Here is a 25,444-nt window from a genome sequence, read left to right as displayed (position 1 = left end):
ACGGCCCTTTATGGTCACCGCAAATCGATGTTTCAGAATCGCCCTACAACCGCCGGTGAAGATGTCGATCCCTGGCTGGAATTTTTGGTCGATTGCCGACTTTAGGCCGTATAAACTTGCCCAAAGCGTCGGCCAATAGATGTCTCGGCGCCACAGATAAGAGAGTGAGTAATGGGCGCACAGTGGAAGGTTAAACACAAAGAAGCGGCATCTAACGCCAAGGGCAAAATCTTCGGCAAACTGGTGAAAGAAATCACCATTGCTGCCCGTAACGGTGCCGATGTCGCCACTAACGCACACCTGCGTCTGGTGGTCGAGCAGGCGAAAAAGGCTTCGATGCCCCGTGAAACCCTGGAACGTGCGATCAAGAAAGGTTCGGGCCAGCTCGGCGAAACCGTGCAGTACCATCGCGTGACGTATGAAGGGTTTGCGCCGCATCAGGTGCCGCTGATCGTTGAGTGCGTGACGGATAACATTAACCGCACTGTGGCGGAAATCCGTGTTGCGTTCCGCAAAGGCCAATTGGGCGCTTCCGGTTCGGTGGCTTGGGACTTCAACCACGTCGGCATGATCGAGGCGTCCCCGGACAGCCCGGATGCCGATCCGGAAATGGCCGCGATCGAAGCCGGTGCCCAGGATTTCGAGCCCGGTGAAGAAGAGGGCACGAGCCTGTTCCTGACCGAGCCTGCTGACCTGGACGCGGTACAGAAAGCCCTGCCGGAGCAAGGCTTCACCGTGTTGTCGGCCAAGCTGGGTTACCAGCCGAAGAACCCGGTCAGCGGTCTGAGCGATGAGCAGATGGCTGAAGTCGAAGCATTCCTTGAAGGCCTCGATAACCATGATGATGTGCAGGACATGTTTGTCGGATTAGCGGGTTAAGTCTGTGTGTCATTGACGGTCCTGTTGCCTGACAGGCCGTCTTCGCGAGCAAGCCCGCTCCCACATTTGATCTTCCGTGAACACACGTTATGTGTGCGACACGAAACCCAATGTGGGAGCGGGCTTGCTCCGGGCGGCGATCCGACGAATGACCGCGCAGCGGTCACCGGATCTCAAGCAATCGCACAACCTCACTGAACCCCGGCCGCGCCAGCACATCCGGCTGACAACAGCGTTGCTGCAACTCCTCCAGCTGAGCACGCCTCTCATCGCTCAACCCCGACTCGATCCGCTCCAGCAATTCCCCCAGCAAAACCCCGAACGCCCGCACTTCAATCCGTTGCAAGGCGCGGCTTTCCGGGCTGTCCGACGTGGCGTGGAAGGACGCGGCACCGAAGTCCCCAAGCAAACACTCACCGTCGTCGTTCCACAGAATATTGTGACCATAGAGGTCGCCGTGGGTGATGCCTCGTCGGTGTAAATGCTCGGCCACCGAAGCGATGCCACTGGCGATCCGCAAGGCCACCCCAGCGCTGAAGCGGGTGTCGTTGGCGTAGACGTCCCGGGTGCAGGACGCCAGGCTCGGCAGCCCGGCCAGGTTGCGGTAGCTCGGTTCGATCAACTGCATCACCAGGCCGTTTTGCGCCTGGGGATGCCCGACGATCCGGCCTTCGATCCGGATCAGGTTGGGGTGAATGCCTGCGGTGATGCAGGCGTTCATTTCGTGCAACGGCGAGCCATCGCTGGTCATCTCGCCTTTGTAGAGCTTGACCGCGACCTCTAGGGGCGGTTGGTCAGGTCGTTCCCATAGCGCCCGATGAATGACTCCCGAAGCCCCTTCGCCCAGTTGCTGCTCCAGGCGCAGCTGCGACCAGGGGATGCTCGCGGTCGCTTCAAGGGCGCTCGCATCGGCTTCGGTTTCCAGCGGGTTACCGGCGTAGGCCAGCCAAGTCAGGCTCGGCAAAGTCAGCAACCACTCCGGCAGTTCCGTCAGCTGGTTGGCGGCGATGCGGATCAGTTCGAGTTGATGGCAGTGGCGCAAGCTCTCGGGCAAACCCTGCAAGCGGTTACCAGCAAGCATGAGTTTTTGCAGGTAAGGGCGTTCACCCAGCTCGGTCGGCAGCGTTTCGATGCAGTTGTCGGTCAGGATCAACCAGCGCAGTTGCGGCGGGAGGGCGGCGGCCGGCACGTTTTCGATGCGGTTGGCCTTGAAGCCGACCATCGTCAGCGCGGCACATTGGCCCAGGCAGGCGGGCAGTTCAGTGAACAGATTGTCCGAGCAGAACAGCACGCGCAAACGGGTCAGGCGGTGCAGATCGTCCGGCAGGCTGCTCAAGGCGTTGCCGCTGAGGTTGAGCACTTCGAGCGAGTCCGCCAGCTCGAAGATTTCCCGGGGGAACTCGGTCAGGCCGCAAGACAGGTCCAGGCGGGTGATGCCCGACAGTTGGCCGGCCCGCAGTTGTGCAAGGGTATCCATGGACAGATTCGCTATTGATCGAGAGAAGGGCGCGGGGGCCTGGAAATGGGCGACATGATAGCGGGAAAGGTGTGGTGACTGTGAGGTCGCCTTCGCGAGCAAGCCCGCTTCCACAGGTGATTGGCGGCGCACACAGATCCATTGTGGGAGCGGGCTTGCTCGCGAAGGGGCCGGCCGCTACGGCCGAAAAATACCGATCAGACCACTCCCTTGACCTCCACCAACTGCCCCAACCGGCTGCGCGTGCGCGACAGGTCGATGGCATCGCCGCCCAGGCTTTCGCGCAACGACTGGCGGCCGAGCAGAGTCAGGTGCTTGTCCTGGTCATACAAAACGTCGACCAGGTTGATAAAGCGTTGCTGGGCGGCAATCGAACAGTCGGCGAGGTTGGGCAGATCATCGATGATCCAGTGATCGAAACGCCGGCACAATTCCAGGTAATCCATGACCGCGGTCGGGTGATCGCACACATCGCTGAAGGTGAATCCGATGGTTCGCCCGACGCAGTATCGCGCTTGCAGGTGCCGAGTCCCGACGGGCAGCGCAATGGTCGGCGCGGCGTTTTCGGGCAGGTTCAGCGACTGCCGCTGCGCCACCGTGGCCGGCCAGATGTACCGCCCCTGGGTGAAAAGCTGCTGAGTGTGGGTTCTCACCTGACTGCGGTAATCGTGAGGACCGCCGACTTCCATGACCTGCATGCGCCCGTTGATCAGGTCGATCACCGGTTTGAAGCGCGCGTGGTAGAGCGGGTTGGGCAGCAGGCCTTCCGGCGGGTAGTTGGAGGTGACCAGCAGCAGGATGCCCCGGCGAAACAGGGCCTTGAACAGCCGCGTGATGAGCATCGCATCGCCGATGTCATGGACATGAAACTCGTCGAAACACAGCACCCGGCAATCGTGCAGCTGTTCATCGAGGGTCGCTGTCAGCGCATCGGGCTGATCGCGATGGCTGAACATGCCCTGATGGAGTCGGGCAAAAAATTCATGAAAGTGCAGGCGCTGTTTTTCCGCGATGGGGATGGCCTGGAAAAAGCCGTCGAGCAGCCAGCTTTTGCCGCGACCCACGGCGCCATGCAGGTAGAGACCGGGAAGTGTTTTCGCCGATGTGCCCAGCAGCGCGGTGGCGTGCTGCGCCATGCAATCGATCACGCGCTGTTGGCTGTGGCTGAGGGTGTAGCCCTGGGCGTGGGCCTTGTGGTGGAAGTAGTCGTGGATCACTCGCCCGCACGCACCGGCGGGCGCAGCCGATGCCTTGCCGAACAAGCGGCGCAGCGTGGGCCAGCGTGGTGTGAGTCGTGAACGGTTGGGCGGTCGAACGGCCACTGTATGTCACCCCCGATATCTTCAGGCCGGCTTCCCGAGCTGCGGCGGCGTAGTGTAACCAAAGGGGGAATTTCCATTCCAGTTGTGTCGACGAAGCTCCTGGGGCGAGGGAGCTTGTAATCGATGTGGGAGCGGGCTTGCCCGCGAATGCGTAGTGTCAGGCAACATAAATGGCGACTGACGTACTGCCTTCGCGGGCAAGCCCGCTCCCACAGGGTTTGCTGTGTTGCCTCAAGGGTTTGTATCAGCTGCCTACCGCTCGATACTGCGATTCCACCGCGCATTCCACGCCGGCCTTTGTTCGTTCACTTGATCCCAATCGACGGCAATCGCGGTTTCCAGATACTGTTTCATCGCCTCGACTTGACCACGGGTCTTGTCGGTGGTCGGGGTATTCGGGTTGGACGGGATCTGGTCGCCATCTTCCAGCGCGGCGGCCTGGGCTTCAGGTGTCAGCAGGAACGCTGCGAGTTTCTGCGCGAGTTCCGGTTGAGTGTTATTGGCGATGGCGCATTCGGCGACGTTCAGGACCACAGCACCTTCCTTGGGCTGCGCATATTCGACCTGCATGCCCTTGATCTTCAGGGCCGTGACCTGGGTCGGCGTCAGCGGGAACAGCGCCGCTTCGTCGGTCTGGAGCATTTCGGAAATTTTCGCCGAACTCGGGATGTACTCCAGCACGTTGCGCCCAACGGTGTTCGGCCAGGCCTTGAACCCCGGCTCGACGTCGGTTTCGCTGCCGCCCTGAATCCGGTTGAACATCAAGAAACCGTGCAGACCGAAAGTCGAAGAGGCCATCGACTGGAACACCAGTTTGTCCTTGAAGCGTGGGTCGGCCATGTCCATCCACGACGTCGGCGCGCTCCAGCCTTTCTCCTTGAACAGCCGCGTGTTGTACGCCAGCCCCGTGACCCCGAGGCTCACGGCGACGGCCTGATCCTTGATTCGCCCCTTGGCCGGAATCTGCGCCAGCGGCGCGCTGTCTTCGAGTTTGTCGCACAGGCCCATGGCGATGGCGCGGTACATGATGCCGTCGTCGAGGAACATCACGTGCATCTGCGGGTTGCCTTTGCTGGCCTGGACCTTGGCCAGAATGTCGGCGGAGGTACCGGGCACGATTACCACTTTGACGTTGTTGGCCTTCTCGAACGCCGGCAGCACCTTGTCGGCATAGAGCCGCTCCATGGTCCCGCCGTTCATGCCCAGGTAAAGCGTCGGTTCAGCCTGGGCCTGGCCGGCCGTGAGCAGGGCGCTCAGGCAAGAGAAACCCAGCAATGCAGTGCGTTTGACGTTATTCATTGGCGCGACCTTCCTCTATCAAGCAACGGAGATGGAGTGAAACCGGGTGATGGAAAACGCATCCAGCGACGTTTTTGAGGCGCCGCTGCAGATGATTTCGGTGAGCGCCTGGCCCACCGCGGGGCCGATCTGAAAGCCGGCGCCGGCAAAGCCGAACGCGTGCAACAGACCGGGTTGAGTGCCGCTGTGGCCGATCACCGGTTGGCGATCGGGCAGATAACCTTCGGTGCCGCTCCAGGTGCGAATCGCCTGGGCACCTTCAAGAAACGGGTAGAGCTCGACGGCCTGACGCAGGATCTCGATCACGGCGTTCTGCCCGGGACGGGCGCGGGCCTCGTCGAGGGCAAAGCCTTGACCGCCGCCCAGCACGCAATTGCCGCGAGCGACCTGGCGCGCATAAATACCACCGCCCTCGACGCCGGTGCTGGCATTCATCACCCACGGCAAGGGCTCGGTGACCAGCATCGCCGGGTGCCCGGCATGCATCGGCACGGCTTCACCGAACTGTTCTGCCAGGTTTCCCGCCCATGCTCCGGCGCAGTTCAATAGCCAGGGCGCGTGCAGTTCGACGCCGGTTTGCGTGCTGACGCGAAAGCGCTGGCCGTCGTGTTCCACCGCCGTCACCGCGCACTGTTCATGAATCTGCGCGCCATGCCGCCGCGCCGCCCGGGCAAACGCCGGGGACACCAGTCGCGGGTTGGCGTGGCCGTCGTCCGGGCAAAACGAGGCACCGACCGCTACTTCGCCAACCCACGGGAAACGCCTGCGCAATTCGATGCGGTCGAGTACTTGAAGATCGAGGCCGAAGCCCTGGCTGCTGGCGGCATAGTCTTGCAGTGCATGCAGGTCGTGGAGGCTGCGGGCCAGTTTCAGGTGACCGCTGCGCTGATATTCACCGTCGATGCCGATCAGCTGCGGCAGTCGCCCCCAGAGCTCATGGGCCCGTTGCGACAGCGGCAGTTGCGACAGCGGACGACCCTGGCGCCGCACGCCGCCATAGTTCACGCCGCTGGAATGCGAGCCGCAAAAGTCCCGTTCCAGCAGCGCAACGCGCCGACCCGACTGGCTCAGAAAAAGTGCCGCCGAAGCGCCGACAATTCCGCCGCCAATGATGACTGCATCGACCTCGATCATGCTTCGACCTCCAGACCAAACGGCAGGGGTTTAATCGGTGCCTGCGCTCGCAACCGACCGATCTCCGACACCGGGCGTTGGCTTTCGCAGGCAATGATTTCCGCGGCGGCGGCACCGCACATCCGACCCTGACAGCGGCCCATGCCGACCCGGCAATGGGCCTTGACCCGGTTGATTTCCCAATGGCCCTCGCGCACCACCTCGCGGATGTCCCCGGCGTGTACTTCTTCGCAGCGGCAGACCATCACCTCATCCGCGACGTTGGCGGCCCAGCCTTCGGGAAAGGCAAAGGCCTGCTCCAGGCCCTGACGAAAATCGCCCATGCGCTTGAGGGCATGTTCCAGTTCAGCGGGACGTTGCGGCGGGATCAGATGACCGATGTCTTCGAGCAACGCGAGGGCGGCCCGTTCGCCGGCCATTTCCGCCGCATCGGCGCCCATGATGCCGGCGCCATCACCGGCCAGATAAACCTCGGCGACACTGCTGCGACCGGTGCTGTCACGCCGGGGCAGCCAGGCACGGTTGAGTGGGTTCCAGGCGAATTCGCAGCCGAGCAAATCGGCGAGTTGGGTTTCACTGCGCAGGCCGTGGGCGAAGGCGACGGCGTCGCACTCCAGGCGTTGCTCGCCCTTGGCGTTACGCCAGTTCAGCGATTGCACACGTTGTTCGCCATTGACGCACACGAGGCTGGCACCCTGATGCACCGGGATGCCGTGGGCTGTCAGCCAGGCGCGGTAATAGATGCCTTTGGCCAATGTGGCCGGTTGCGACAACAGGCCGGGCAGGGCGCGGGCTTGGGCGCTGAACGGCGAACTGTCGAGCACCGCCACCACCTTCGCACCGGCCTTGGCGTATTGATAAGCCACGAGGTACAGCAACGGTCCACTGCCGGCGAACACCACGCGTTCACCGATGGCGCAGCCCTGGAACTTCAGAGCGATCTGAGCCGCGCCGAGGCTGTAGACCCCCGGCAAAGTCCAGCCCGGAACTGGCAGAATCCGGTCGGTGGCGCCGGTGGCGACAATCACCCGGGAGAACTCCAGCCGCGCGGCGCGTCCCTCATGCAAGGTGTCGAGGGCACCGTCCTCGGCATTCCACACCAGGGTGTCGGGACGGTAATCGAGTTGCTCGCGCAGCGCGTCGATCGTCTGATGCAATGCACTGGCCTTGCGCGCCTCGAAGCCGTAGAGCTTGACTGGAGAGCGCTTGAAATTAGCCGGCTGCCGCCGATAAATCTGCCCGCCACCGCGCGCCGCTTCGTCCAGCAGGACCGGGCGAATGCCATGGGCGACCAATGTTTGCGCTGCACGAATCCCGGCGGGCCCGGCACCGATGATGACTACAGGTTGCATACCCACCTCATTAGTGATCGATGCCGAACCAAAGTGGGAGCGGGCTTGCCCGCGAAGGGGGCGGCACATTGGGTAGAGATGTTGGCTGACTGACCGCTTTCGCGAGCAGGCTCGCTCCCACATTGGATTGGAGTTGCCCAGCGATTTTGTGACGGGCGCAGAACCCCTGTGGGAGCGGGCTTGCCCGCGAAGGGGACGGCACATTCGGTAGAGATGTTGACTGACTGACCGCTTTCGCGAGCAGGCTCGCTTCCACATTGGATTGGAGTTGCCCAGCGATTTTGTGACGGGCGCAGAACCCCTGTGGGAGCGGGCTTGCCCGCGAAGGGGGCGGCACATTGGGTAGAGATGTTGGCTGACTGACCGCTTTCGCGAGCAGGCTCGCTCCCACAGGTTTTACTCGTGTTCATAAGGTGCGCCCCGGCTCGCGGCTGATCTGTTGTCCGGCTTCGAGCAGCGTCGAGCAGGCACGCACCCGGCGGCCATCGCCCAGGCGTACCCAGCAGTCCTGGCAGGCGCCCATCAGGCAGAAACCAGCCCGGGGCTCGGCGCTGAAGTCGCTGCCGCGCAGGTGTTCGCTGCAGGTCAGCACCGCCGTCAGCAGGGTGTCGCCAAGCAGGCCGCTGACCGCTTGGCCGTCGAGGGTAAAGTCCAGAGCCGGGCGGTCGCCTTCGGCCAGTCGTTTCAGCAGAGCCATGGCGCCCTCATTGTTTGCCTACCAGAACCCGATCCAGGCCGTAGACCCGATCAAGCAAAATCATCGTCAGCGCGGTCAGCCCAATCACCAGCGCCGACACCGCCGCCATCATCGGATCGATAGATTCGGTGGCGTACACGTACATCCGCACCGGCAAGGTTTGCGTGGCCGGCGAGGTGACAAAGATCGACAGCGTGACCTCATCGAAACTGTTGATGAACGCCAGCAACCAGCCACCGGCCACACCCGGAAGAATCATCGGTAAGGTGATCTGCCGGAACAGCGTGAAACGCCCGGCGCCCAACGATTGCGCTGCATGTTCGGCACTGCGGTCCAGGCCGATGGCCGAGGCCAGCACCAGGCGCAGCACGTACGGCGTGATCACCAGCACATGGGCGAAGATCAGCCAGGTGAAGCTGCCGTTGACGCCCATCAGCGCGAACAAGCGCAGCAACGCGACCCCCAGCACCAAGTGCGGAATGATGATCGGCGACAAAAACAGGCCATTGAAAAAATCCCGTCCGGGAAACTCCAGGCGTGTGATCGCCAGGGCCGCCGGCACCGCAATCAGCGTTGCCAGCGTGGCGGCGCTGAACGCCAGGATCAGGCTGTTGTAGAACGCATCGACAAAGTCGGCGCGCTCGAATACCGCGCGAAACCAACGCAGGGAAAACTCCGTGGTCGGCAGGCTCAGGGTGTTTTCCGGGGTGAAGGCCACCAGGCAAACCACCACCAGCGGCGCGAGCATGAACAGCACCACCAGGGCATGGAACAGCAGGGCGAAAGGACCGTTCTTGGACATGACGAGTTATCCCAATGACTTCTTGTAGCGGCCTTCGATCATCCGGTTCCACGACAGCATGATCAGCAGGTTGAGCAACAGCAGGGCCACCGCGATGGCTGCACCCATGGGCCAGTTCAGCTCCGACAGGTACTGGTCGTAGATCAGCGTGGCGACCATCTTCAAGCGGCGTCCGCCGAGTAGACCGGGTATCGCAAACGAACTGGCCGCGAGGCCGAACACGATCAACGTGCCGGACAGCACGCCGGGCATGATCTGCGGCAGCACGACCTTGCGCATCACTGTGAGCTGGCTGGCACCGAGGGACAGCGCGGCTTGTTCGGCGGCCGGATCGAGTTTCTGCAGCGAGGTCCAGACCGGAATGATCATGAACGGCAGCATCACGTGGACCAACGCAATCACCACCGCGAACGGCGTGTAGAGCAGCTTCATCGGTGAGCCGCCAAAGGCTTGCAGCGTCTGATTGACCAGGCCGTCGGCGCCGAGCAGCAAGCTCCAGCCGAAGGCACGCACCACCACTGAAATCAATAACGGGGTGAGGATCAGAATCAGGAAAATCGAGCGCCAGGGTGTGCCCATGCGGCTGAGGATGTAGGCCTCGGGCACACCGATCACCACGCAGAGCAAGGTGGTCAGGGCGCTGATCCACATCGTGCGCAGGAAGATCTCGTAGAAGTACGGGTCGCCCAGGAGGCTGCTGTAATGGTCGAAGGTGAAGGCGTCGCTGTTGATCCCCGAGCTGTAGTCGAAAACGTTGAACGACAACACCAGCGTCAAGCCCAATGGGATGACCAACAAGCCGAGGTACAAGGCCAGGGCCGGTGCCGACAGCCAATAACCCTGGCGGCCCTGACGGATCGAGACGAGCGTATTCATGCCGACACCTCGTCGACACTCAGCACCCGCAGCAGCGTCGCGTCCCAGTCGAGGCCGACCGCCGTGCCTTCCGCCATCGGAGCCGAGCCGTCATTGCGGCGCACCACACTGAGTTCGCCCAAGGTCGTCGACACGCCGTACAACCATTGGCTGCCGAGAAAGAAACGGCTGACGATGTTGCCTTGCAGACGGCCCTGACCTTTTTCCCGCAGATCGATTTTTTCCGGGCGCAGGCTCAGGGTCAGTTCGCCGTCGCCACGGTTGCACACCTGAACGACACCGGCGCTGTCACGCTCGCCGGGCAGCAGGTTGGCTTTGCCGACGAACCCGGAAATGAACTCGGTGCGCGGGTGTTCGTAGAGGGTGTAAGGCGCGTCGATCTGGGTGATGCGTCCGGCCTGCATGACCACCACCCGGTCGCTGATCGACAGCGCTTCGGACTGGTCGTGGGTGACCATCAACGTGGTGATCCCGACTTCGCGCTGGATTCGACGGATTTCGAACTGCATCTCTTCGCGCAGGTTGGCGTCGAGGTTGGATAGCGGTTCGTCGAGCAGCAGTACCGGCGGTTCGATTACCAGCGCCCGGGCCAGTGCAACGCGCTGACGCTGACCGCCGGAGAGTTCCCGGGGATAACGCTCGGCATGCTGGTTGAGTCGCACAAGTTTCAACACCCGGTCTACCCGTTGCTGCAACTCGCCGTTGGGCACTTTGCGCATGCGCAGGCCGAAGGCAACGTTGTCCTTGACGGTCATGTGCGGGAACAGCGCGTAACTCTGGAACACCACCCCCAGGCCGCGACTGGCGGGTTTGGCGTGGGTGATGTCGCGACCGTCCAGCACAATGCGTCCGCTGCTGACTTCGACGAAGCCGGCAATCATTTGCAGGGTGGTGGTTTTGCCGCATCCGGAGGGGCCGAGCAGCGAGACGAACTCGCCTTTTTCGACCGAGAGGTTGGTGGCGACGACGGCGTCGATCTCACCGTAACGCTTGCCAAGTCCTTCAAGTTGCACAAAAGCCATAACTGCGCTCCACCTGAGATTGTTATGCGCGGCCTGAGGTCGCGCTTTTTTGTATGGGCAGATACGAAAGATTTTGCTGGGTGCGTTGGCGCTCGACTTGGGTCGGCTGCCGCTGTTGTTCGAATCGCCCCTGTATGGACGCAGAGTAGGACGAAGAATAGGATGGGCTCAATGACCTATTTCACTGAAGCGATAATTATTTTCAGTTTCATTCGGTGAGTAAATTAATTGTTGAGAAAATTCATGCCTGATTCCACTGAGCGGAACGAAAACAAAAATGATGTCGGCGTCGGTGCGGTCTCGAGACTGTTCGCCGTGCTGCGCAGTCTGGGCGACACCGTCGAGGGCGGGGAGCGAGTGACGCAGCTGGCCCAGCGCATCGGTTTGTCCCAACCGACTACGCACCGCTTGCTGCGCAGCCTGATGGACGAGGGCATGGTCGAGCAGGACGCACGCAGTAAACGCTATCGCCTGAGCCTGGAGTTTTTCGCTCTGGCCGCCCGCGCCGGCAATACCGGAAACCTGCGCGAACTGGTGCGGCCGTCGTTGCTGCGGTTGTCGGCATCGTTGGGGGATTCATTGTTTTTACTGGCGCGCAGTGGCTTCGATGCCATCTGCCTGGACCGCAGCGAAGGGCCGTTTCCGATTCGTACGTTTACCGGGGACATCGGTGGGCGGGTGGCGCTGGGTGTGGGGCAGGGCAGCCTGGCGATTTTGGCGTTTCTGCCGGAAGAGGAACGCGACACGGTGATTCACTACAACTTGCCGCGCCTGAAGGATTTCCATTTGTATGACGAGGTGTTCCTGCGTTCGGAAGTCGAGAATGTGAGGAGTCTCGGTTACGCCGGGCGCAACACCGGCGTGCTGCAGGGCATGGCCGGGGTCGCCGTGCCGATTCTGGATCGCGAAGGGCGGGCGGTGGCGGCGTTGAGTGTGGCGACCGTGAGTGATCGGCTGGGGCCGGATCGCCTGCCGACGGTGGTGGAAATGCTCAAGCGTGAAGCGGCGCTGATCGGGCCGCGGATCAATCCGTTTGATCCGCTGCTGCGCCGGCCTTCGCAGGTGTTTGGACAAGGTTGACTCCACCTATCCCCTGTGGGAGCGGGCTTGCTCGCGAAAGCGGAGTGTCAGGTAACATCAATGTCGACTGACACTCCGCTTTCGCGAGCAAGCCCGCTCCCACATTCATTGGCGGTTTGATCAGAAGTTCACGGTTTGCTTGAGCATCTGCGCCGCCGGTGCATCGCTCGGGCTGACCATCGCATAGTTGTAACCGCCCCCCGACCAGTACTCGGCCTGCAACTCGCCATCGCTGCGACTGCCCCGGGGCAGCAGGAAGTTTTTTGGTCCCGGTGGGCGCACGTAGAAGCTGACCTTGTGGCCGCCTTGATCCTCGTAAACCACCATCGCCGCAGGCCCTTGCTCAGTGCTGAGCAAGCGCCCGCTGACGGGTTTGAAACCGGCACCTGTGAGGTCTGGCAAGCGATTGGCCTGGTTGAAATAACGGTCGAGCCAGCCCTGCATATCGCCGTTGTCGCTGACCTGATAGTCGGCCGGCAGGATGCCTTGCTGGGCAAACAGACGATACGCCTGCATGGCATCGGTCATTGGCAGCGGGGCGCTGACGAGCGTCATTTCCCGCGCCTGCCAGCCGCTGAACCCGCCGATGCTCACGGCAATCAGCAGCACCGCAGCGCTGGCCAGGTGGCGACGGGATTGGTGTTTCAGGCGTTGGCGAATCAGCGCCGGGTCGAGATCCGGGTTGGCCGGCTGCTGCAAAGCGCCGCTCAGGGCCGCGCGCAGTTGTTGGGCGTCCTGTTGCCACGCACGGACTTGTGCAGCCATTTCAGCGTTGCCTGCCAGAAAAGTCTCCACCAGATGTCGGTCGGCATCGCTGAGTTGATGGTCAACGTAGGCGTGCAGGTCACGCTCGCTTGGGGGCATGCTGATCATTTGAGTCTCCGCAGGGAAGGGCGGGTGATTTCGCCGTCGCTGAGTTGGCGCAAGGCCTGGCGGGCACGGGACAGGCGCGACATCACGGTGCCGGTGGGCACGTCGAGAATCTCGGCAACCTCTTTGTAACTCAAGCCTTCGACCGACACCCAGAGCAACAATGCGCGCTGTTCGGTGCTGAGCTGATCGAAGGCTTGCAGCGTCGATTGGGCAATCACCGTGCGCTCCACCGATGGCTCTGGTTCGTCACGCCCGGTAAAGAATTCGAGCATCCGCGCATAACGGCGGGAACGCCGGTGAGCATCGAGAAACTGCCGATAAAGAATCGAAAACAGCCACGCGCGCAAGTCGCCCTCAGGGCGTTTGTCGCCCCAACTCGAGAGCGCCCGCTCAAGGCAAGACTGCACCAGATCGTCGGCGCTGCTGGGGTTGCGCGTCAACGACACGGCAAACCGGCGCAATCTGGGAATGATTTCTCTCAGCTGTTCGTCGATATCGTTCATGAGGTTCTGGCTTGTCACTACGCTTGGGGGAGTGTCCGGTCTCACAAATACGTTTCCTTTTTGGCGGCATCTGCCAAAAAAGGAAACGTATTTGCGAGACCGGACACCAGGAAGACGCCCGGCATTCGAGGTTATTCCACGACTGAAAAAATAAATACCGCACGAGGGAATAAACCTTCGTGAGGTTCGTCTGCTTGGTTCTTCTCACTTGTGGCCGATGGCCCTGGAGTCTTTCATGGTAGATCGCTCATCACCGCCAACGGGGCCCGCTCGGCCACCGCTGAGTGCCGCGAGCCTGACGTTGCGCCTCGCCGGCATTGCCGTGGTGGTCGCCGTCGTGGCCGGGGCTTTTGCCTACGTCAACGGCACCCTTGACCCACAGCGTCTGACGCCGAAAAAGCTGATCAATGTGCTGGAAACCAACAACGGCGTGCACCCTGGGTTCCGGCGTAACCACTCCAAAGGCGTGTGCGTGATCGGACACTTCGAGAGCAGCGGCGAGGCGCGCAGCTATTCCAGCGCGCAGGTCTTTAACGATGCGCGGACTCCGGTGGTCGGACGTTTCGCATTGCCGGCCGGTAATCCTTACGCCCCGGATAACAGCGTGCCGATCCGCAGCCTGGCCTTGCGTTTCACCCAGGCCAACGGTCAGCAGTGGCGCACCGGGATGAACAGCATGCCGGTGTTCCCTGTGGGCACGCCCGAGGCGTTCTATCAATTGCAACAAGCACAGTCGCCGGACCCCGCCACGGGCAAGCCGAACCCGACTGCAGTGCCAGCATTCTTCGGCTCCCATCCGGAAGCCGCACCGTTCCTGGCCTGGATCAAAACCGCCAAGCCATCGGCCAGTTACGCGACGGAAACCTACAACAGCGTCAACGCGTTTTACTTGGTGAATGCGGCCGGGCAACGGCAAGCGGTGCGCTGGAGCATGGTCCCGATGGTTCAGGACGCGGCAGGTGCTACGGCACCGGAGGGGGGCGATTTCCTGGAAAAAGACTTGGTTCAGCGTATCTCCACCGGACCGCTGCGTTGGCAGTTGACGATCACACTGGCCAACCCTGGCGATCCGGTCAACGACGCCAGCAAGGCCTGGCCTGAGGGCCGCAAGGTGTTGAACGCCGGCACGCTGGTACTGGAAAGTACACAGCCGCAACTCAACGGCGAGTGCCGTGACATCAACTACGACCCGCTCGTCTTGCCCGCCGGTATCGAAGGTTCCGACGACCCGTTGCTCGCCGCTCGTTCAGCGGGCTACGCCCGTTCATACTTGCGTCGCACCAGCGAAGTCAGCCAGTTGCCCGCTGCCAAACAGGAGGCTCAACAATGAGCACTCAACCGACTCATTTCGCACCTCTGGCGCGACTGCTCCACTGGCTGATGGCGCTGATGGTCATTGCGATGCTGTTTATCGGCGCGGGCATGGCGGCCTCAGTCTCTGAGCGTCATGAGTGGCTGATCAATCTGCACAAACCCTTGGGCGTTGCGATTCTACTGCTGGTGATCGTGCGCCTGGTCGTGCGCTTTTCCACCCGACAGCCACATCTGCCCGCGGACCTGCCGGGCTGGCAAGTGCTGGCGGCCAAGGCTTCGCATACCCTGCTATACGCCTTGATGCTGATTTTGCCGCTGCTGGGTTGGGCGATGATTTCCGCCGCGGGCGACCCTGTGATGCTAAGCAGTTCGCTGCAGTTGCCGTCGATCCTGCCGGCAAATCCACAGGTGTTCGCGTTCCTGCGCAAGGCTCATGGGTATCTGGCGTATTTGCTGTTTTTGACCGTGTTGCTGCACTTGGCGGCAGCGTTGTTTCACGGTTGGGTGCGTCGCGATGATGTGCTGGACAGCATGCTGCGGGGTAAGGATCGCGGGTGATTCCCTGTAGCGGCTGGCGACGCCTGCGTTCGCCACCAATAGATCAACGCCACAGCATTGATGCCTGCGCCCAGCAGGCATACGCCGAGCCATCCGGCCCACGCGTACATAGCCGTCGAACCGATTGACCCCAAGGCGCTGCCAATTGAATAGAACAGCATGTAGCCGGCGGTGAGTCGGCTTTGGGCTTCGGGGCGCACGCTGTAGATCATGCTCTGGCTGGTGACGTGCACGGCCTGCAAACCCAGATCCAAGGTAATCACACCAAGCAGCAATGCCCACAATGAGGACTGGGTGAAGGCGATCGGCAGCCAGGAAACCAACATCAACAAGAGTGACAAACCGCTGGTCCATTGTCCCAGGCCACGATCAGCCAGATGCCCGGCGCGAGCGGCGGCCAATGCACCGGCGGCACCTGCCAGTCCGAATAATCCGATTTGTGTGTGGGACAACGACAGCGGCGGGGCGCTCAGCGGTAGCACCATGGGTGTCCACAGCACCATGGCGCTGGCGAAGGTCAGTAGCGCGAGCACCGCCCGCTGGCGCAGCACCGGTTCTTCCTTGAACAGCGTGAATACCGAGCCCAGTAAGGCGCCGTAGGAACTGGCGGGTTGCGCATCTTCATGTTTGGGCAACACACGAAACAGCAGCAACGCCATCACCAGCGTCAAACCCGCTGACAACAGATAAATCGAACGCCAACCGGCGAGGTCAGCCATGCCGCCGGCCACTGTCCGGGCGAGCAGAATACCGACGACGATGCCGCTGGTGACCACACCGACCACACGCCCTCGCTGTTCCGGGATGGCCAATGTCGCGGCGTAGGCCACCAATACTTGTGTCACGACAGCCAATAACCCGGTCAATGTCATGCCGATCAGCAGCCAGATGTTGTCAGGTGCCAGTACGATCGTGAGCAAGGCCAGCGCCGACAGCACAGTTTGCGTAACGATCAGGCGCCGGCGATTGAGCAGGTCACCCAGCGGCACCAGCAACACCAAGCCTGCGCCGTAACCGACTTGAGTCAGCGTGACGACGATGCCGATGGTTGCGGGGTCCATGGCGAAGGCCTCGGCCATGGCATCGAGCAGCGGTTGTGCGTAGTAAACATTGCCGACGGCCAGGCCGCAGGCGATGGCAAACAGCAGCACCACGGCGCCGCTCAATGGATGTTCAGGTTTCATGACGGGCTTCCTTATGTGGTTTCAAAGTGAAACCAATTGTACGGTAAGGAAGCTGGTTTTATATTGCAACTACATTTGATTGATGTGAGCGCGCTCATGGCTAAACGTACAAGCATGGAAAACGCCGAATGCCCGGTTGCCCGTTCCCTGGATGCCATTGGTGATTGGTGGTCGTTGCTGATCGTGCGTGATGCATTTGACGGCATACGCCGATTCGGGGAGTTTCAGCGCAATTTGGGCATGGCCAAGAATATTTTGTCTGCGCGGCTGCGCACCTTGGTGGCCCACGGCATTTTCGACCTGGTGCCGGCGTCGGACGGCAGTGCGTATCAGGAATATGTGCTGACCGAAAAGGGCAAAGGTCTGTTCCCGTTGATCATCGGATTGCGCCAATGGGGCGAGGCGTTTTTCTATGAGGCAGGGGAGGCGCATTCGCGGGTTGTTGACCGAGAGAACGGCCGACCGGTGCAGACGCTGGAACTACGTGCCGAGGATGGGCGCTTGCTGGGACCAGAGGATTGCGTGCGGATCGCTGCCGAGTGAAGCATGGCTGCATGCCAGGCATGCAGCCATCGAGGGCGATTAACGCAGGGTATCGACTATATCGGCAACAGTCGTCAGGACATCCTTCCCCAACTGCTTCGAACGCTTCCCTGACCACCCAGTCAACGCATTCGGCGCATCATTGTTGTCCTTGAACGGCATTTCCAGGGTCAGCGACAAGCAGTCGAATTTCTCGCCGACGCTGTTGCAGGCCAGGGTCATGTTGGCTTTGCCCGGCTCGTCGCGGGTGTATCCGTGCTTGGTCTGGAAATCCTTGGTCAGGTGCTTCAGATGGCTGCGGAAGTGCTCTTCGAGTTTTTCGATTCGCGGCGTGTAGCCCGGGTTGCCTTCGCAACCGGCGGTGAACACGTAGGGGATTTCTTCATCGCCATGGATGTCGAGGAACAGGTCGACGCCGTACTTTTCCATCTTTTGCTGAACAAAAAAGACTTCCGGACTGATTTCCTGACTGGCGCTCTGCCAGGCGCGGTTCAGGTCCTGGCCCATGGCGTTAGTGCGCAGGTGACCGTGGAAGGCGCCGTCCGGGTTCATGTTCGGCACCAGGTACAGATCGGCGCTGGCCAGGAGTTTGTTCAACACCGTATCGTCGTGTTTTTCCAGACGCTCGATGACGCCTTCCATGAACCACTCGGCCATGTGTTCGCCCGGGTGTTGCTGGGCGATGATCCAGACCTTGCGCCGACCTTCGGCCCCTGTCCCTTTGCGCAACAGTTGGATGTCCCGCCCTTCGACGCTCTTGCCGGTGGCCAACAGTTCGGTGCCGGCCTTGGTCAGCGCCTGTTCGATCAGCCAGTCGTGACGGCCACGGCTATAGGGTTCGAAATAGGCAAACCAGGCGTGGGTGGCGGTGGCTTCGAGACTGAAACGCAGGCAGTCGCCTTCGAATATGGTCGGTACCCGGAACCAGTTAACGTGGTCGTAGGACGCTACCGCCTGATAACCATCCCAGGCTTTGTTATACGAAGATCTGCTGGCATTGTTCAGACGAAACCAGTGCTCCTGACCGACATGCAGACCGCTGGCTTTGAAATGGAACCATTGAAAGTGCTGGCTGCGGGTGTCTGGCTTGATGGCCAGCAGGGCTTGCAACGGGTTGCTGATGTCCAGTACTTCAATGTTGCCGCTGTCAAAGTTTGCGCTGATGCCTAAAGAGGATTTAGCCACGGTCATAGTCGATTCCTGAATATGATTTTTATGGCTGTTACTTTACACGCTGGGAAGGGAAAAACCGGGGAAATTGCGGGGTGAAAAGGGGGGCGTCCTCCTTGACGCCGACGCAGCTTAGAGACTGTGCGATTGATTCTCAAGTGCTATTTTTCATTAGTTTGACCCAATGATGCCGGGCTTCTCTTGCCAACGGATATTCTTTTGATATCATCCGCGCCAATCGAGTTTGCGACACCTAAAGTCTTCATTAGCCTGAAGCCAAAGCCAGAAAACTGGCAAAAAAAAGACCCGGCAAAAAGCCGGGTCAAAAACCGTGATTAGCCTGATGAGGAGATAGTCCAGGAGACCGACCTAAGGTCACTTGGACAATCGACTGATCTCGCGACCAGCTGCATGCAATAATAATCATTCTCGTTTGCAAGTCAAATGATTTTATCTGCCCGATTGGAAAATTCTTTCCCGTCCTCCTTGAAAGCACTCTTGTCTCAGGTGTTCTGATGCCCTTCCAGGGATCGGTCTACCATCGCCTTGGCCATGTCGATCATGTGCACTGTCGAAAATGCCAGATCCCGGTTTACGCCCTGCAGGTGATTGGCTGACTCGTACGCGGTCGCAGCGGCACAGCGCAATAGATCCGAAGCATGAACCAGCGCCTCTTCACTGCTGATGTTGCGGTTCACGTCAAAGAAACGCTCTTCGACCACCTCTTCTGAAACAGCTGGTTTCAAGTAATAGTCCAAAGCTCGCTGCGCGGCGGCAGAGCCTTGGGGCGAGGTGAGGGAGGTGTCGATTTGCATGTCGGGCAGGTCGTTACTGGGGATGTTCATGGCGAGGGCAAGCTCCGTGATAGATTCAGATCCGTGAAGCAATCCTAGTACGGACTGTATTTGTGACGAGGATTTAAATACTACAATTTGTGTTTTGAAGGCCGGAGGCGCCCACGTATCGTGCCGCACATGGATAAATGGATTGAATTGGTCAAGGCCAAGATGAGTGAACTCAAAGTCACTCAAGAAATACTCGCCGATCGCCTCGGGATGTCCCAGGGCGGCATTGGTCATTGGCTGAATAAACGTCGCGACCCCGGCATTGACAACATGAACCGCGTGTTGAAAGCGCTTGGAATGGACTTTCTCGAAGTGGCTCTGGTGATCCGTGAGCCTCTCGTCTCGGATGATGACGAGGTGCCTCTGGCGCATAAGTACAACCCGTACTTCCGCTACCCGGTCAGTGACTGGCGAGAACCGGCTGAGGTGCGTGACGGCGAGCTGACGGTCTACGCCAACGCGCGTTTCGAGCTGACCGATTACCATGCTCAAGGCGCGGCGTTCTGGCTCAGCGTGGTGGGTGATGCGATGACCGCACCCAGCGGTCTCAGCATTGCCGAGGGCATGTTGATCCTGGTGGACCCGGCCATTGTGCCGGAGCCCGGAAAACTGGTGATCGCCCAGTGGCCGGACAGCGCCGAGGCGACCTTCCGCAAGCTGATCGAGGAGGGCGGGCAGCGTTACCTGGTCCCGCTCAATCCGACGTATCCGAAAGCCCTTTACACCGAAGAATGCCGAATCATCGGCGTGGTGGTTCAGGCGACAGCCAAATTCTAATCAGATCGGTCCGCGCAAGGCGTAGGACCGATCTTCATTTCAGGCTTCTTCCAACTCGACCAACGCACTGCCTTCGCTGACCATCTCGCCTTCCTGGCAATACAGCGCCTTGATCACTCCGGCGTGTGGCGCACGAATGCTGTGCTCCATCTTCATCGCTTCCAGCACCACCAGTTGCGCGCCGGCCTCGACCGTTTGCCCGGCCTCTACCAGCACGCGCACGATGCTGCCATTCATGGGGGCAGTCAGCCCGCCCTGATGGCTGTGACTGGCTTCGACAGCGCTGATCGGGTCATAGGACTCAATGCGGCGCAATTCACCTTCCCATTGCAGGTACACAAAGTCGCCACGGCGGATGGCCCGATGCTGGCGACGCAGGCCGTTGTGCTCGGTCAGCAATTGCTCGCCTTTGAGTTGTGCGGTGTGGGCATCGGCGTTGCCCAATGTCAGCGCGCGGTCCTGGCCCTCGCAACTCAGGTGCAAGGTGATTTCTTTAGGAAGTCCGGCACGGAAACCGTTGCTGTTGCCCCAAGGCGAACTCAGGTCGTCGGCACGCGGGGAGTTCGGCTGGCTCTGGGCAACCGCTTGGGCGGCGGCTTGCCAGAATTCGTCACTGAGGTTCGCAGGGGCTGGCAGCAATTGCTCCTGATAACGGGGAATGAACCCGGTATCCAGTTCGGCCGCGGCAAACGCCGGATGGCCGATGATCCGCCGCAGGAAATTGATGTTGGTCTTGAGACCGCCGATCGCAAACTCATCGAGCATGCTCAACAAGCGCAGGCGTGCCTGTTCACGGTCCTCGCCCCAGGCAATCAGTTTGCCGAGCATCGGGTCGTAGAATGGCGAGATTTCATCACCTTCTTCAACGCCGCTGTCTACCCGGCGTCCCGGACCTTCGGCGGATTCGCGATACAGCTCCAGCTGCCCGGTCGCCGGCAGGAAATCATGGCCCGGATCTTCGGCGTACAGCCGCACTTCGATCGCATGGCCCATCAGCGGAACTTCGGCTTGAGTCATCGGCAGCGCTTCGCCACGGGCGACGCGAATCTGCCAGGCTACCAGGTCCAGACCGGTGATGGCTTCGGTCACCGGGTGCTCCACTTGCAAGCGCGTGTTCATTTCCATGAAGAAGAATTCGCCACGCGAATCCAGCAGAAACTCCACGGTGCCGGCGCCGACATAACCGATGGCCTGTGCCGAACGCACGGCGGCCTCGCCCATGGCGCGACGCAATTCCGGGCTCAGACCCGGCGCAGGTGCCTCTTCGACGACTTTCTGGTGGCGGCGCTGAATCGAGCAATCACGTTCGTTGAGGTACAGGCAGTTGCCGTGCTGATCGGCGAACACCTGGATTTCCACGTGACGCGGCTTGAGCAGGTACTTCTCCACCAGCATCCGAGAATCGCCGAACGACGATTGCGCTTCACGTTGGGCCGAGGCCAGGGCTTCGGCCAGTTGGCTGACATCCTCGACTACTTTCATGCCTTTGCCACCACCGCCCGCCGTGGCCTTGAGCAGCACCGGATAGCCAATGCGTTCGCAGGCATCGCGGAAGGTATCGAGGTCCTGAGCTTCGCCATGATAGCCCGGCACCAACGGCACGCCGGCAGTCTCCATCAGGGCTTTGGCGGCGGATTTGCTGCCCATGGCGTCGATGGCCGAGGCGGGCGGACCGAGGAAAATCAGGCCGGCTGCTTCGATCGCGCGAGCGAAGCCGGCGTTCTCGGAAAGAAAGCCATAACCCGGATGAATCGCCTGAGCACCGCTGGCCTTGGCGGCGGCGATCAGTTTGTCGATTTGCAGGTAGCTGTCGGCGGCTTTGCTGCCACCGAGGTCAACGCGGATATCCGCTTCGCGGCTGTGCCGGGCATCACGGTCGGTGGCGCTGTGCACGGCCACGGTGGTCAGGCCCAGGGCCTTGGCGGTGCGCATCACCCGGCAAGCGATTTCGCCGCGGTTGGCTACCAGCAGGGTGGTGAGAACAGGTGCGCTCATCAACGCGGCTCCTTGGTGGTGGTTTCGGCTTGCCAGCTCGGTGGACGTTTTTGCAAAAAGGCGCGCAGGCCTTCCTGGCCTTCGGGGCTGACGCGGATGCGGGCGATGGCATTTTCGGTGTAGCGGCGCAGCGCCGGGGTCAGAGCGCCGTGGCCGACTTCACGCAGCAAGTCCTTGCTTACGCGCATGGCTGCCGGGCTGTTGAGCAGCAGGTTGTCGATCCATTGTTCGACTTTTTGCTCCAGCTCAGTGGCTGGATAACTCTCTGACAACAAGCCGATTTCCCGGGCCCGTTGCCCGCCGAAACGTTCGGCGGTCAGCGCATAACGCCGTGCCGCACGTTCACCAATCGCTTGCACCACAAACGGGCTGATCACCGCTGGCGCCAGGCCGATGCGCACTTCCGACAGGCAGAACTGCGCGTCGTCGGCGCCAATCGCCATGTCGCAGCAACTGATCAGGCCGAGCGCGCCGCCGTAGGCCGCGCCTTGTACCACCGCCAGCGTCGGGATTTTCAGTTTGGCGAGGTTGTACATCAATTCCGCCAGTTCCCGGGCGTCGTCGAGGTTGGTGTGGTAATCGAGTTCGGCCGATTGCTGCATCCACGCCAGATCGGCGCCGGCGCTGAAATGCTTGCCGCGGCCGCGTACCAATAAAAACTTCAGGCTGGCATCGCTCGAGACCTTGTCCAGGGCGAGGATCAATTCGCGGATCATCTCGGCGTTGAAGGCGTTGTTCTTTTCTTCACGGCTGAGCCAAAGAGTCGCAAAGCCCCTTGGATCGCTCAGCAGTTCGAGGGTGTTGAAGTCGTTCATGTTCGTCCGTCTCCACGGTCCTTGTGGGAGCGGGCTTGCTCGCGAAAGCGGTATTTCAGTCACATCAATGCTGGATGTGCCGCCATCTTCGCGAGCGAGCCCGCTCCCACAAAAAATCACATCCGGAACACGCCGAAGCGGCTCGGTTCGATTGGCGCATTCAGCGACGCCGACAAGGCCAGGGCCAGCACATCGCGGGTCTGCGCCGGGTCGATGACGCCGTCGTCCCACAGCCGTGCGCTTGAATAGTAGGGGTGTCCCTGTTCTTCGTACTGGTCGAGGATTGGTTGCTTGATTTCGGCTTCCTGCTCGGCGCTGAAACCCTGGCCACTACGCTCGGCCTGCTCGCGCTTGACCTGCACCAAAACGCCAGCGGCTTGCTCGGCACCCATCACGCCGATCCGCGCGTTCGGCCACATCCACAGGAAGCGTGGGTCATAGGCCCGACCGCACATGCCGTAGTTACCGGCGCCGAAACTGCCGCCGATGATCACGGTGAATTTCGGCACCTTGGCGCACGCCACGGCAGTCACCAGTTTTGCACCGTGCTTGGCGATGCCGCCGGCTTCGTATTTCTGGCCGACCATGAAGCCGGTGATGTTTTGCAGGAACAGCAACGGGATGCCGCGCTGACAGGCCAGCTCGATAAAGTGCGCGCCTTTCTGTGCGGCTTCGGCAAAGAGGATGCCATTGTTGGCGAGAATCGCGATCGGGTAACCGTGCAGATAGGCAAAACCGCACACCAGCGTGGTCCCAAACAGCGCCTTGAATTCGTCGAACACCGAACCGTCCACCAGCCGCGCGATGACTTCGCGCACGTCGAATGGCTGCTTGGCGTCGGCCGAGACCACACCGTACAACTCGTCACTGTTATACAGCGGGGCAATCGGTGTGCGTTGCTGTACTTCGCCAAGTTTGCGCCAGTTGAGGTTGGCGATGCTGCGACGGGCGATGGCGAGCGCGTGTTCATCGCTCTCGGCGTAATGGTCGGCAACACCGGAGATCTTGCAGTGCACATCGGCCCCGCCAAGGTCTTCGGCGCTGACCACTTCACCCGTCGCGGCTTTCACCAGCGGTGGGCCGGCGAGGAAAATCGTCGCCTGTTGGCGGACCATGATCGCTTCGTCGGCCATGGCCGGCACGTAGGCGCCACCGGCGGTGCAGGAGCCCATGACCACCGCGATCTGCGGAATGCCCATGGCACTCATGTTGGCCTGATTGAAGAAAATCCGGCCGAAGTGCTCGCGGTCCGGGAACACTTCATCCTGGCGCGGCAGGTTGGCGCCGCCGGAGTCCACCAGATAAATGCACGGCAAGCGGTTCTGCTGGGCGATGGTCTGGGCACGCAGGTGTTTTTTCACGGTCAGCGGGTAATACGAACCGCCTTTCACAGTGGCATCGTTGGCGACGATCATGCATTCGACGCCTTCTACCCGACCGATCCCGGCGATCACACCCGCGGCCGGCACGTCTTCGCCATAGACCTCGTAGGCCGCCAGTTGGCTGATTTCAAGAAACGGCGAACCCGGATCAAGCAGGCGATTGATCCGTTCACGAGGCAGCAATTTGCCGCGCGAGGTGTGGCGCTCTTGAGCCTTTGGGCCGCCACCTTGCTGCACTTGGGCAAGCAGGGTGTGCAGGGCGTCGACCTGTTTGAGCATCGCCGCGCTGTTGGCCGCGAACTCCGCCGAACGGGGGTTGAGCTGGGTATGCAGGATAGCCATGGACAGCTCCGTTTAGCGGGTTTCGTTGAACAGTTCGCGACCGATCAGCATGCGACGGATCTCACTGGTGCCGGCGCCGATTTCGTACAGCTTGGCGTCACGCAGCAGACGACCGGCCGGGAATTCGTTGATGTAGCCGTTGCCACCGAGAATCTGGATCGCGTCGAGGGCCATTTGCGTGGCGCGTTCGGCGCTGTAAAGGATCACGCCAGCGGCGTCCTTGCGCGTGGTTTCACCGCGTTCACACGCTTGCGCTACGGCATAGAGGTAAGCGCGGCTGGCGTTGAGTTGGGTGTACATGTCGGCGACCTTGCCCTGGATCAGCTGGAATTCGCCGATGCTTTGGCCGAACTGCTTGCGGTCGTGGATGTACGGGACGATCAAGTCCATGCAGGCCTGCATGATCCCGGTCGGGCCGCCGGACAGGACAACGCGTTCGTAATCGAGACCGCTCATCAGCACCTTCACGCCGCCATTGAGCACGCCGAGGATGTTTTCTTCCGGTACTTCGACGTCGTCGAAGAACAGTTCGCAGGTGTTGGAACCGCGCATGCCGAGCTTGTCGAACTTGTTGCTGCGGCTGAAGCCTTTGGAATCACGTTCAACGATGAAAGCAGTGATGCCGTGCGGGCCTTTTTCCAGGTCGGTCTTGGCGTAGATCACGTAGGTGTTGGCGTCCGGGCCGTTGGTGATCCAGGTCTTGCTGCCGTTGAGGACGTAGTGATCGCCGCGTTTATCGGCGCGCAGTTTCATCGACACCACGTCGGAACCGGCATTGGGTTCGCTCATGGCCAGGGCGCCGATGTGCTCGCCGCTGATCAGCTTCGGCAGGTACTTGGTTTTTTGTTCGTGATTGCCGTTACGGTTGATCTGGTTGACGCAAAGGTTGGAATGGGCGCCGTAGGACAGGGCGACCGACGCCGAACCACGGCTGATTTCTTCCATGATCACCACGTGGGCCAGGTAACCCAGGCCAGCGCCGCCGTACTCTTCCGGGACGGTAACGCCCAGCAGGCCCATGTCGCCGAATTTGCGCCACAGGTCGGCGGGGAACAGGTTGTCGATGTCGATCTGAGCGGCGCGCGGGGCGATCTCTTTGGCAACGAAGGACTGAACCTGATCGCGCAGCATGTCGATGGTTTCACCGAGGGCAAAGTTCAGGGATGGATAGCTCATGGGTCACCTTTTGGCTTTTTTGTAGGG

The 25,444-nt window shown here is 61.0% G+C and carries 24 protein-coding genes; 6 read left to right on the top strand and 18 right to left on the bottom strand.

Going from position 1 to position 25,444, the window contains the following annotated elements; genetic code table 11:
- The first annotated feature begins 171 nt into the window (after positions 1-171).
- Entirely contained in the window at positions 172-879 is a 708-nt protein-coding gene (locus ACA055_RS19465; protein ID WP_497680136.1) for a YebC/PmpR family DNA-binding transcriptional regulator, read from the top strand.
- A gap of 163 nt (positions 880-1,042) precedes the next feature.
- On the opposite strand, the gene ACA055_RS19460 is transcribed toward ACA055_RS19465, so the two are convergent.
- The 9 genes from ACA055_RS19460 to ACA055_RS19420 form a co-directional block, all read right to left on the bottom strand.
- Positions 1,043-2,356, bottom strand: coding sequence for a leucine-rich repeat-containing protein kinase family protein (locus ACA055_RS19460; protein WP_497680135.1), 1,314 nt, complete (start codon positions 2,354-2,356; stop codon positions 1,043-1,045).
- 197 nt (positions 2,357-2,553) lie between these two features.
- Positions 2,554-3,678 (bottom strand): cell division protein ZapE, encoded by a 1,125-nt coding sequence (gene zapE / locus ACA055_RS19455; protein ID WP_497680134.1) that lies wholly within the window; start codon positions 3,676-3,678, stop codon positions 2,554-2,556.
- Positions 3,679-3,930: 252 nt separating this feature from the next.
- Positions 3,931-4,977 carry an ABC transporter substrate-binding protein gene (locus tag ACA055_RS19450; protein ID WP_497680133.1) on the bottom strand — a complete coding sequence of 349 codons (1,047 nt, stop codon included), beginning with the start codon at positions 4,975-4,977 and terminating at the stop codon, positions 3,931-3,933.
- 18 nt (positions 4,978-4,995) lie between these two features.
- Positions 4,996-6,111 carry an NAD(P)/FAD-dependent oxidoreductase gene (locus tag ACA055_RS19445; protein WP_497680132.1) on the bottom strand — a complete coding sequence of 372 codons (1,116 nt, stop codon included), beginning with the start codon at positions 6,109-6,111 and terminating at the stop codon, positions 4,996-4,998.
- Positions 6,108-7,463, bottom strand: coding sequence for an FAD/NAD(P)-dependent oxidoreductase (locus ACA055_RS19440; protein WP_497680131.1), 1,356 nt, complete (start codon positions 7,461-7,463; stop codon positions 6,108-6,110). Before ACA055_RS19440 ends, ACA055_RS19445 begins: the two co-directional genes overlap by 4 nt.
- Positions 7,464-7,869: 406 nt before the next feature.
- Positions 7,870-8,160 (bottom strand): (2Fe-2S)-binding protein, encoded by a 291-nt coding sequence (locus tag ACA055_RS19435; protein WP_497680130.1) that lies wholly within the window; start codon positions 8,158-8,160, stop codon positions 7,870-7,872.
- Positions 8,161-8,167: 7 nt separating this feature from the next.
- Positions 8,168-8,962, bottom strand: coding sequence for an ABC transporter permease (locus tag ACA055_RS19430; protein ID WP_497680129.1), 795 nt, complete (start codon positions 8,960-8,962; stop codon positions 8,168-8,170).
- Positions 8,963-8,968: 6 nt separating this feature from the next.
- Positions 8,969-9,838 (bottom strand): ABC transporter permease, encoded by an 870-nt coding sequence (locus ACA055_RS19425; protein WP_497680128.1) that lies wholly within the window; start codon positions 9,836-9,838, stop codon positions 8,969-8,971.
- Positions 9,835-10,860, bottom strand: coding sequence for an ABC transporter ATP-binding protein (locus tag ACA055_RS19420; protein WP_497680127.1), 1,026 nt, complete (start codon positions 10,858-10,860; stop codon positions 9,835-9,837). Before ACA055_RS19420 ends, ACA055_RS19425 begins: the two co-directional genes overlap by 4 nt.
- Before the next feature lie 243 nt (positions 10,861-11,103).
- Between ACA055_RS19420 and ACA055_RS19415 the strand changes: the two genes are divergently transcribed.
- The gene (locus ACA055_RS19415; protein WP_497680126.1) at positions 11,104-11,940 is read left to right on the top strand and encodes an IclR family transcriptional regulator; all 837 of its coding nucleotides are present in this window, start codon (positions 11,104-11,106) and stop codon (positions 11,938-11,940) included.
- A 120-nt stretch (positions 11,941-12,060) separates the two neighbouring features.
- Here the strand turns inward: ACA055_RS19415 and ACA055_RS19410 are convergent, their stop codons facing one another.
- Both ACA055_RS19410 and ACA055_RS19405 read right to left on the bottom strand, forming a co-directional pair.
- Positions 12,061-12,813 carry an anti-sigma factor family protein gene (locus tag ACA055_RS19410; RefSeq protein WP_497680125.1) on the bottom strand — a complete coding sequence of 251 codons (753 nt, stop codon included), beginning with the start codon at positions 12,811-12,813 and terminating at the stop codon, positions 12,061-12,063.
- Positions 12,810-13,316 carry an RNA polymerase sigma factor gene (locus ACA055_RS19405; protein ID WP_497680124.1) on the bottom strand — a complete coding sequence of 169 codons (507 nt, stop codon included), beginning with the start codon at positions 13,314-13,316 and terminating at the stop codon, positions 12,810-12,812. Before ACA055_RS19405 ends, ACA055_RS19410 begins: the two co-directional genes overlap by 4 nt.
- 235 nt (positions 13,317-13,551) lie before the next feature.
- Between ACA055_RS19405 and ACA055_RS19400 the strand changes: the two genes are divergently transcribed.
- Positions 13,552-14,646 carry a catalase family peroxidase gene (locus tag ACA055_RS19400; protein WP_497680123.1) on the top strand — a complete coding sequence of 365 codons (1,095 nt, stop codon included), beginning with the start codon at positions 13,552-13,554 and terminating at the stop codon, positions 14,644-14,646.
- The gene (locus ACA055_RS19395; RefSeq protein ID WP_497680122.1) at positions 14,643-15,188 is read left to right on the top strand and encodes a cytochrome b; all 546 of its coding nucleotides are present in this window, start codon (positions 14,643-14,645) and stop codon (positions 15,186-15,188) included. Before ACA055_RS19400 ends, ACA055_RS19395 begins: the two co-directional genes overlap by 4 nt.
- Here the strand turns inward: ACA055_RS19395 and ACA055_RS19390 are convergent.
- Positions 15,125-16,372, bottom strand: a complete 1,248-nt coding sequence (locus ACA055_RS19390; protein ID WP_497680121.1) for an MFS transporter — start codon at positions 16,370-16,372, stop codon at positions 15,125-15,127. The two genes, ACA055_RS19395 and ACA055_RS19390, sit on opposite strands and share 64 nt — an antisense overlap.
- Before the next feature lie 96 nt (positions 16,373-16,468).
- Here ACA055_RS19390 and ACA055_RS19385 point away from each other — a divergent pair, with 96 nt between their 5' ends.
- On the top strand, positions 16,469-16,915 hold the full coding sequence (locus ACA055_RS19385) for a winged helix-turn-helix transcriptional regulator (protein ID WP_123366482.1): 447 nt from the start codon (positions 16,469-16,471) through the stop codon (positions 16,913-16,915).
- Between the two features lie 39 nt (positions 16,916-16,954).
- Here ACA055_RS19385 and ACA055_RS19380 read toward each other — a convergent pair whose 3' ends face one another.
- Both ACA055_RS19380 and ACA055_RS19375 read right to left on the bottom strand, forming a co-directional pair.
- On the bottom strand, positions 16,955-18,106 hold the full coding sequence (locus tag ACA055_RS19380; protein WP_497680120.1) for a M14 family metallopeptidase: 1,152 nt from the start codon (positions 18,104-18,106) through the stop codon (positions 16,955-16,957).
- 482 nt (positions 18,107-18,588) lie between these two features.
- Positions 18,589-18,930: a DUF6124 family protein gene (locus ACA055_RS19375; protein ID WP_497680119.1), complete on the bottom strand. Its 342-nt coding sequence runs from the start codon at positions 18,928-18,930 to the stop codon at positions 18,589-18,591.
- Between the two features lie 129 nt (positions 18,931-19,059).
- Here ACA055_RS19375 and ACA055_RS19370 point away from each other — a divergent pair, with 129 nt between their 5' ends.
- Positions 19,060-19,707, top strand: a complete 648-nt coding sequence (locus ACA055_RS19370; protein ID WP_497680118.1) for a LexA family protein — start codon at positions 19,060-19,062, stop codon at positions 19,705-19,707.
- A 39-nt stretch (positions 19,708-19,746) separates the two neighbouring features.
- Here the strand turns inward: ACA055_RS19370 and ACA055_RS19365 are convergent, their stop codons facing one another.
- From ACA055_RS19365 to ACA055_RS19350, 4 genes are all read right to left on the bottom strand, one after another.
- Positions 19,747-21,702: an acetyl/propionyl/methylcrotonyl-CoA carboxylase subunit alpha gene (locus ACA055_RS19365; protein ID WP_497680117.1), complete on the bottom strand. Its 1,956-nt coding sequence runs from the start codon at positions 21,700-21,702 to the stop codon at positions 19,747-19,749.
- Positions 21,702-22,517, bottom strand: a complete 816-nt coding sequence (locus tag ACA055_RS19360) for a gamma-carboxygeranoyl-CoA hydratase (RefSeq protein WP_497680116.1) — start codon at positions 22,515-22,517, stop codon at positions 21,702-21,704. The genes ACA055_RS19365 and ACA055_RS19360 overlap by 1 nt, the downstream gene beginning before the upstream one ends.
- A gap of 116 nt (positions 22,518-22,633) precedes the next feature.
- Entirely contained in the window at positions 22,634-24,241 is a 1,608-nt protein-coding gene (locus ACA055_RS19355) for a carboxyl transferase domain-containing protein (protein WP_497680115.1), read from the bottom strand.
- A gap of 12 nt (positions 24,242-24,253) precedes the next feature.
- Entirely contained in the window at positions 24,254-25,417 is a 1,164-nt protein-coding gene (locus ACA055_RS19350; RefSeq protein WP_129436997.1) for an isovaleryl-CoA dehydrogenase, read from the bottom strand.
- Positions 25,418-25,444: the final 27 nt, after the last annotated feature.

This window comes from Pseudomonas sp. LBUM1657 (assembly GCF_059716075.1).
This window is presented reverse-complemented; position numbering and strand designations above follow the sequence as displayed.

Bases quoted from the DNA above. Each gene is read 5' to 3' on its own strand.
- ACA055_RS19390 (WP_497680121.1), bottom strand. From the start codon at position 16,372: ATGAAACCTGAACATCCATTGAGCGGCGCCGTGGTGCTGCTGTTTGCC.
- ACA055_RS19355 (WP_497680115.1), bottom strand. From the start codon at position 24,241: ATGGCTATCCTGCATACCCAGCTCAACCCCCGTTCGGCGGAGTTCGCG.
- ACA055_RS19395 (WP_497680122.1), top strand. From the start codon at position 14,643: ATGAGCACTCAACCGACTCATTTCGCACCTCTGGCGCGACTGCTCCAC.
- ACA055_RS19420 (WP_497680127.1), bottom strand. From the start codon at position 10,860: ATGGCTTTTGTGCAACTTGAAGGACTTGGCAAGCGTTACGGTGAGATC.
- ACA055_RS19375 (WP_497680119.1), bottom strand. From the start codon at position 18,930: ATGAACATCCCCAGTAACGACCTGCCCGACATGCAAATCGACACCTCC.
- ACA055_RS19385 (WP_123366482.1), top strand. From the start codon at position 16,469: ATGGCTAAACGTACAAGCATGGAAAACGCCGAATGCCCGGTTGCCCGT.
- ACA055_RS19400 (WP_497680123.1), top strand. From the start codon at position 13,552: ATGGTAGATCGCTCATCACCGCCAACGGGGCCCGCTCGGCCACCGCTG.
- ACA055_RS19440 (WP_497680131.1), bottom strand. From the start codon at position 7,463: ATGCAACCTGTAGTCATCATCGGTGCCGGGCCCGCCGGGATTCGTGCA.
- ACA055_RS19465 (WP_497680136.1), top strand. From the start codon at position 172: ATGGGCGCACAGTGGAAGGTTAAACACAAAGAAGCGGCATCTAACGCC.
- ACA055_RS19370 (WP_497680118.1), top strand. From the start codon at position 19,060: ATGGATAAATGGATTGAATTGGTCAAGGCCAAGATGAGTGAACTCAAA.
- ACA055_RS19405 (WP_497680124.1), bottom strand. From the start codon at position 13,316: ATGAACGATATCGACGAACAGCTGAGAGAAATCATTCCCAGATTGCGC.
- ACA055_RS19425 (WP_497680128.1), bottom strand. From the start codon at position 9,838: ATGAATACGCTCGTCTCGATCCGTCAGGGCCGCCAGGGTTATTGGCTG.
- ACA055_RS19410 (WP_497680125.1), bottom strand. From the start codon at position 12,813: ATGATCAGCATGCCCCCAAGCGAGCGTGACCTGCACGCCTACGTTGAC.
- ACA055_RS19460 (WP_497680135.1), bottom strand. From the start codon at position 2,356: ATGGATACCCTTGCACAACTGCGGGCCGGCCAACTGTCGGGCATCACC.
- ACA055_RS19360 (WP_497680116.1), bottom strand. From the start codon at position 22,517: ATGAACGACTTCAACACCCTCGAACTGCTGAGCGATCCAAGGGGCTTT.
- ACA055_RS19365 (WP_497680117.1), bottom strand. From the start codon at position 21,702: ATGAGCGCACCTGTTCTCACCACCCTGCTGGTAGCCAACCGCGGCGAA.
- ACA055_RS19415 (WP_497680126.1), top strand. From the start codon at position 11,104: ATGCCTGATTCCACTGAGCGGAACGAAAACAAAAATGATGTCGGCGTC.
- ACA055_RS19435 (WP_497680130.1), bottom strand. From the start codon at position 8,160: ATGGCTCTGCTGAAACGACTGGCCGAAGGCGACCGCCCGGCTCTGGAC.
- ACA055_RS19430 (WP_497680129.1), bottom strand. From the start codon at position 8,962: ATGTCCAAGAACGGTCCTTTCGCCCTGCTGTTCCATGCCCTGGTGGTG.
- ACA055_RS19380 (WP_497680120.1), bottom strand. From the start codon at position 18,106: ATGACCGTGGCTAAATCCTCTTTAGGCATCAGCGCAAACTTTGACAGC.
- ACA055_RS19445 (WP_497680132.1), bottom strand. From the start codon at position 6,111: ATGATCGAGGTCGATGCAGTCATCATTGGCGGCGGAATTGTCGGCGCT.
- ACA055_RS19350 (WP_129436997.1), bottom strand. From the start codon at position 25,417: ATGAGCTATCCATCCCTGAACTTTGCCCTCGGTGAAACCATCGACATG.
- ACA055_RS19450 (WP_497680133.1), bottom strand. From the start codon at position 4,977: ATGAATAACGTCAAACGCACTGCATTGCTGGGTTTCTCTTGCCTGAGC.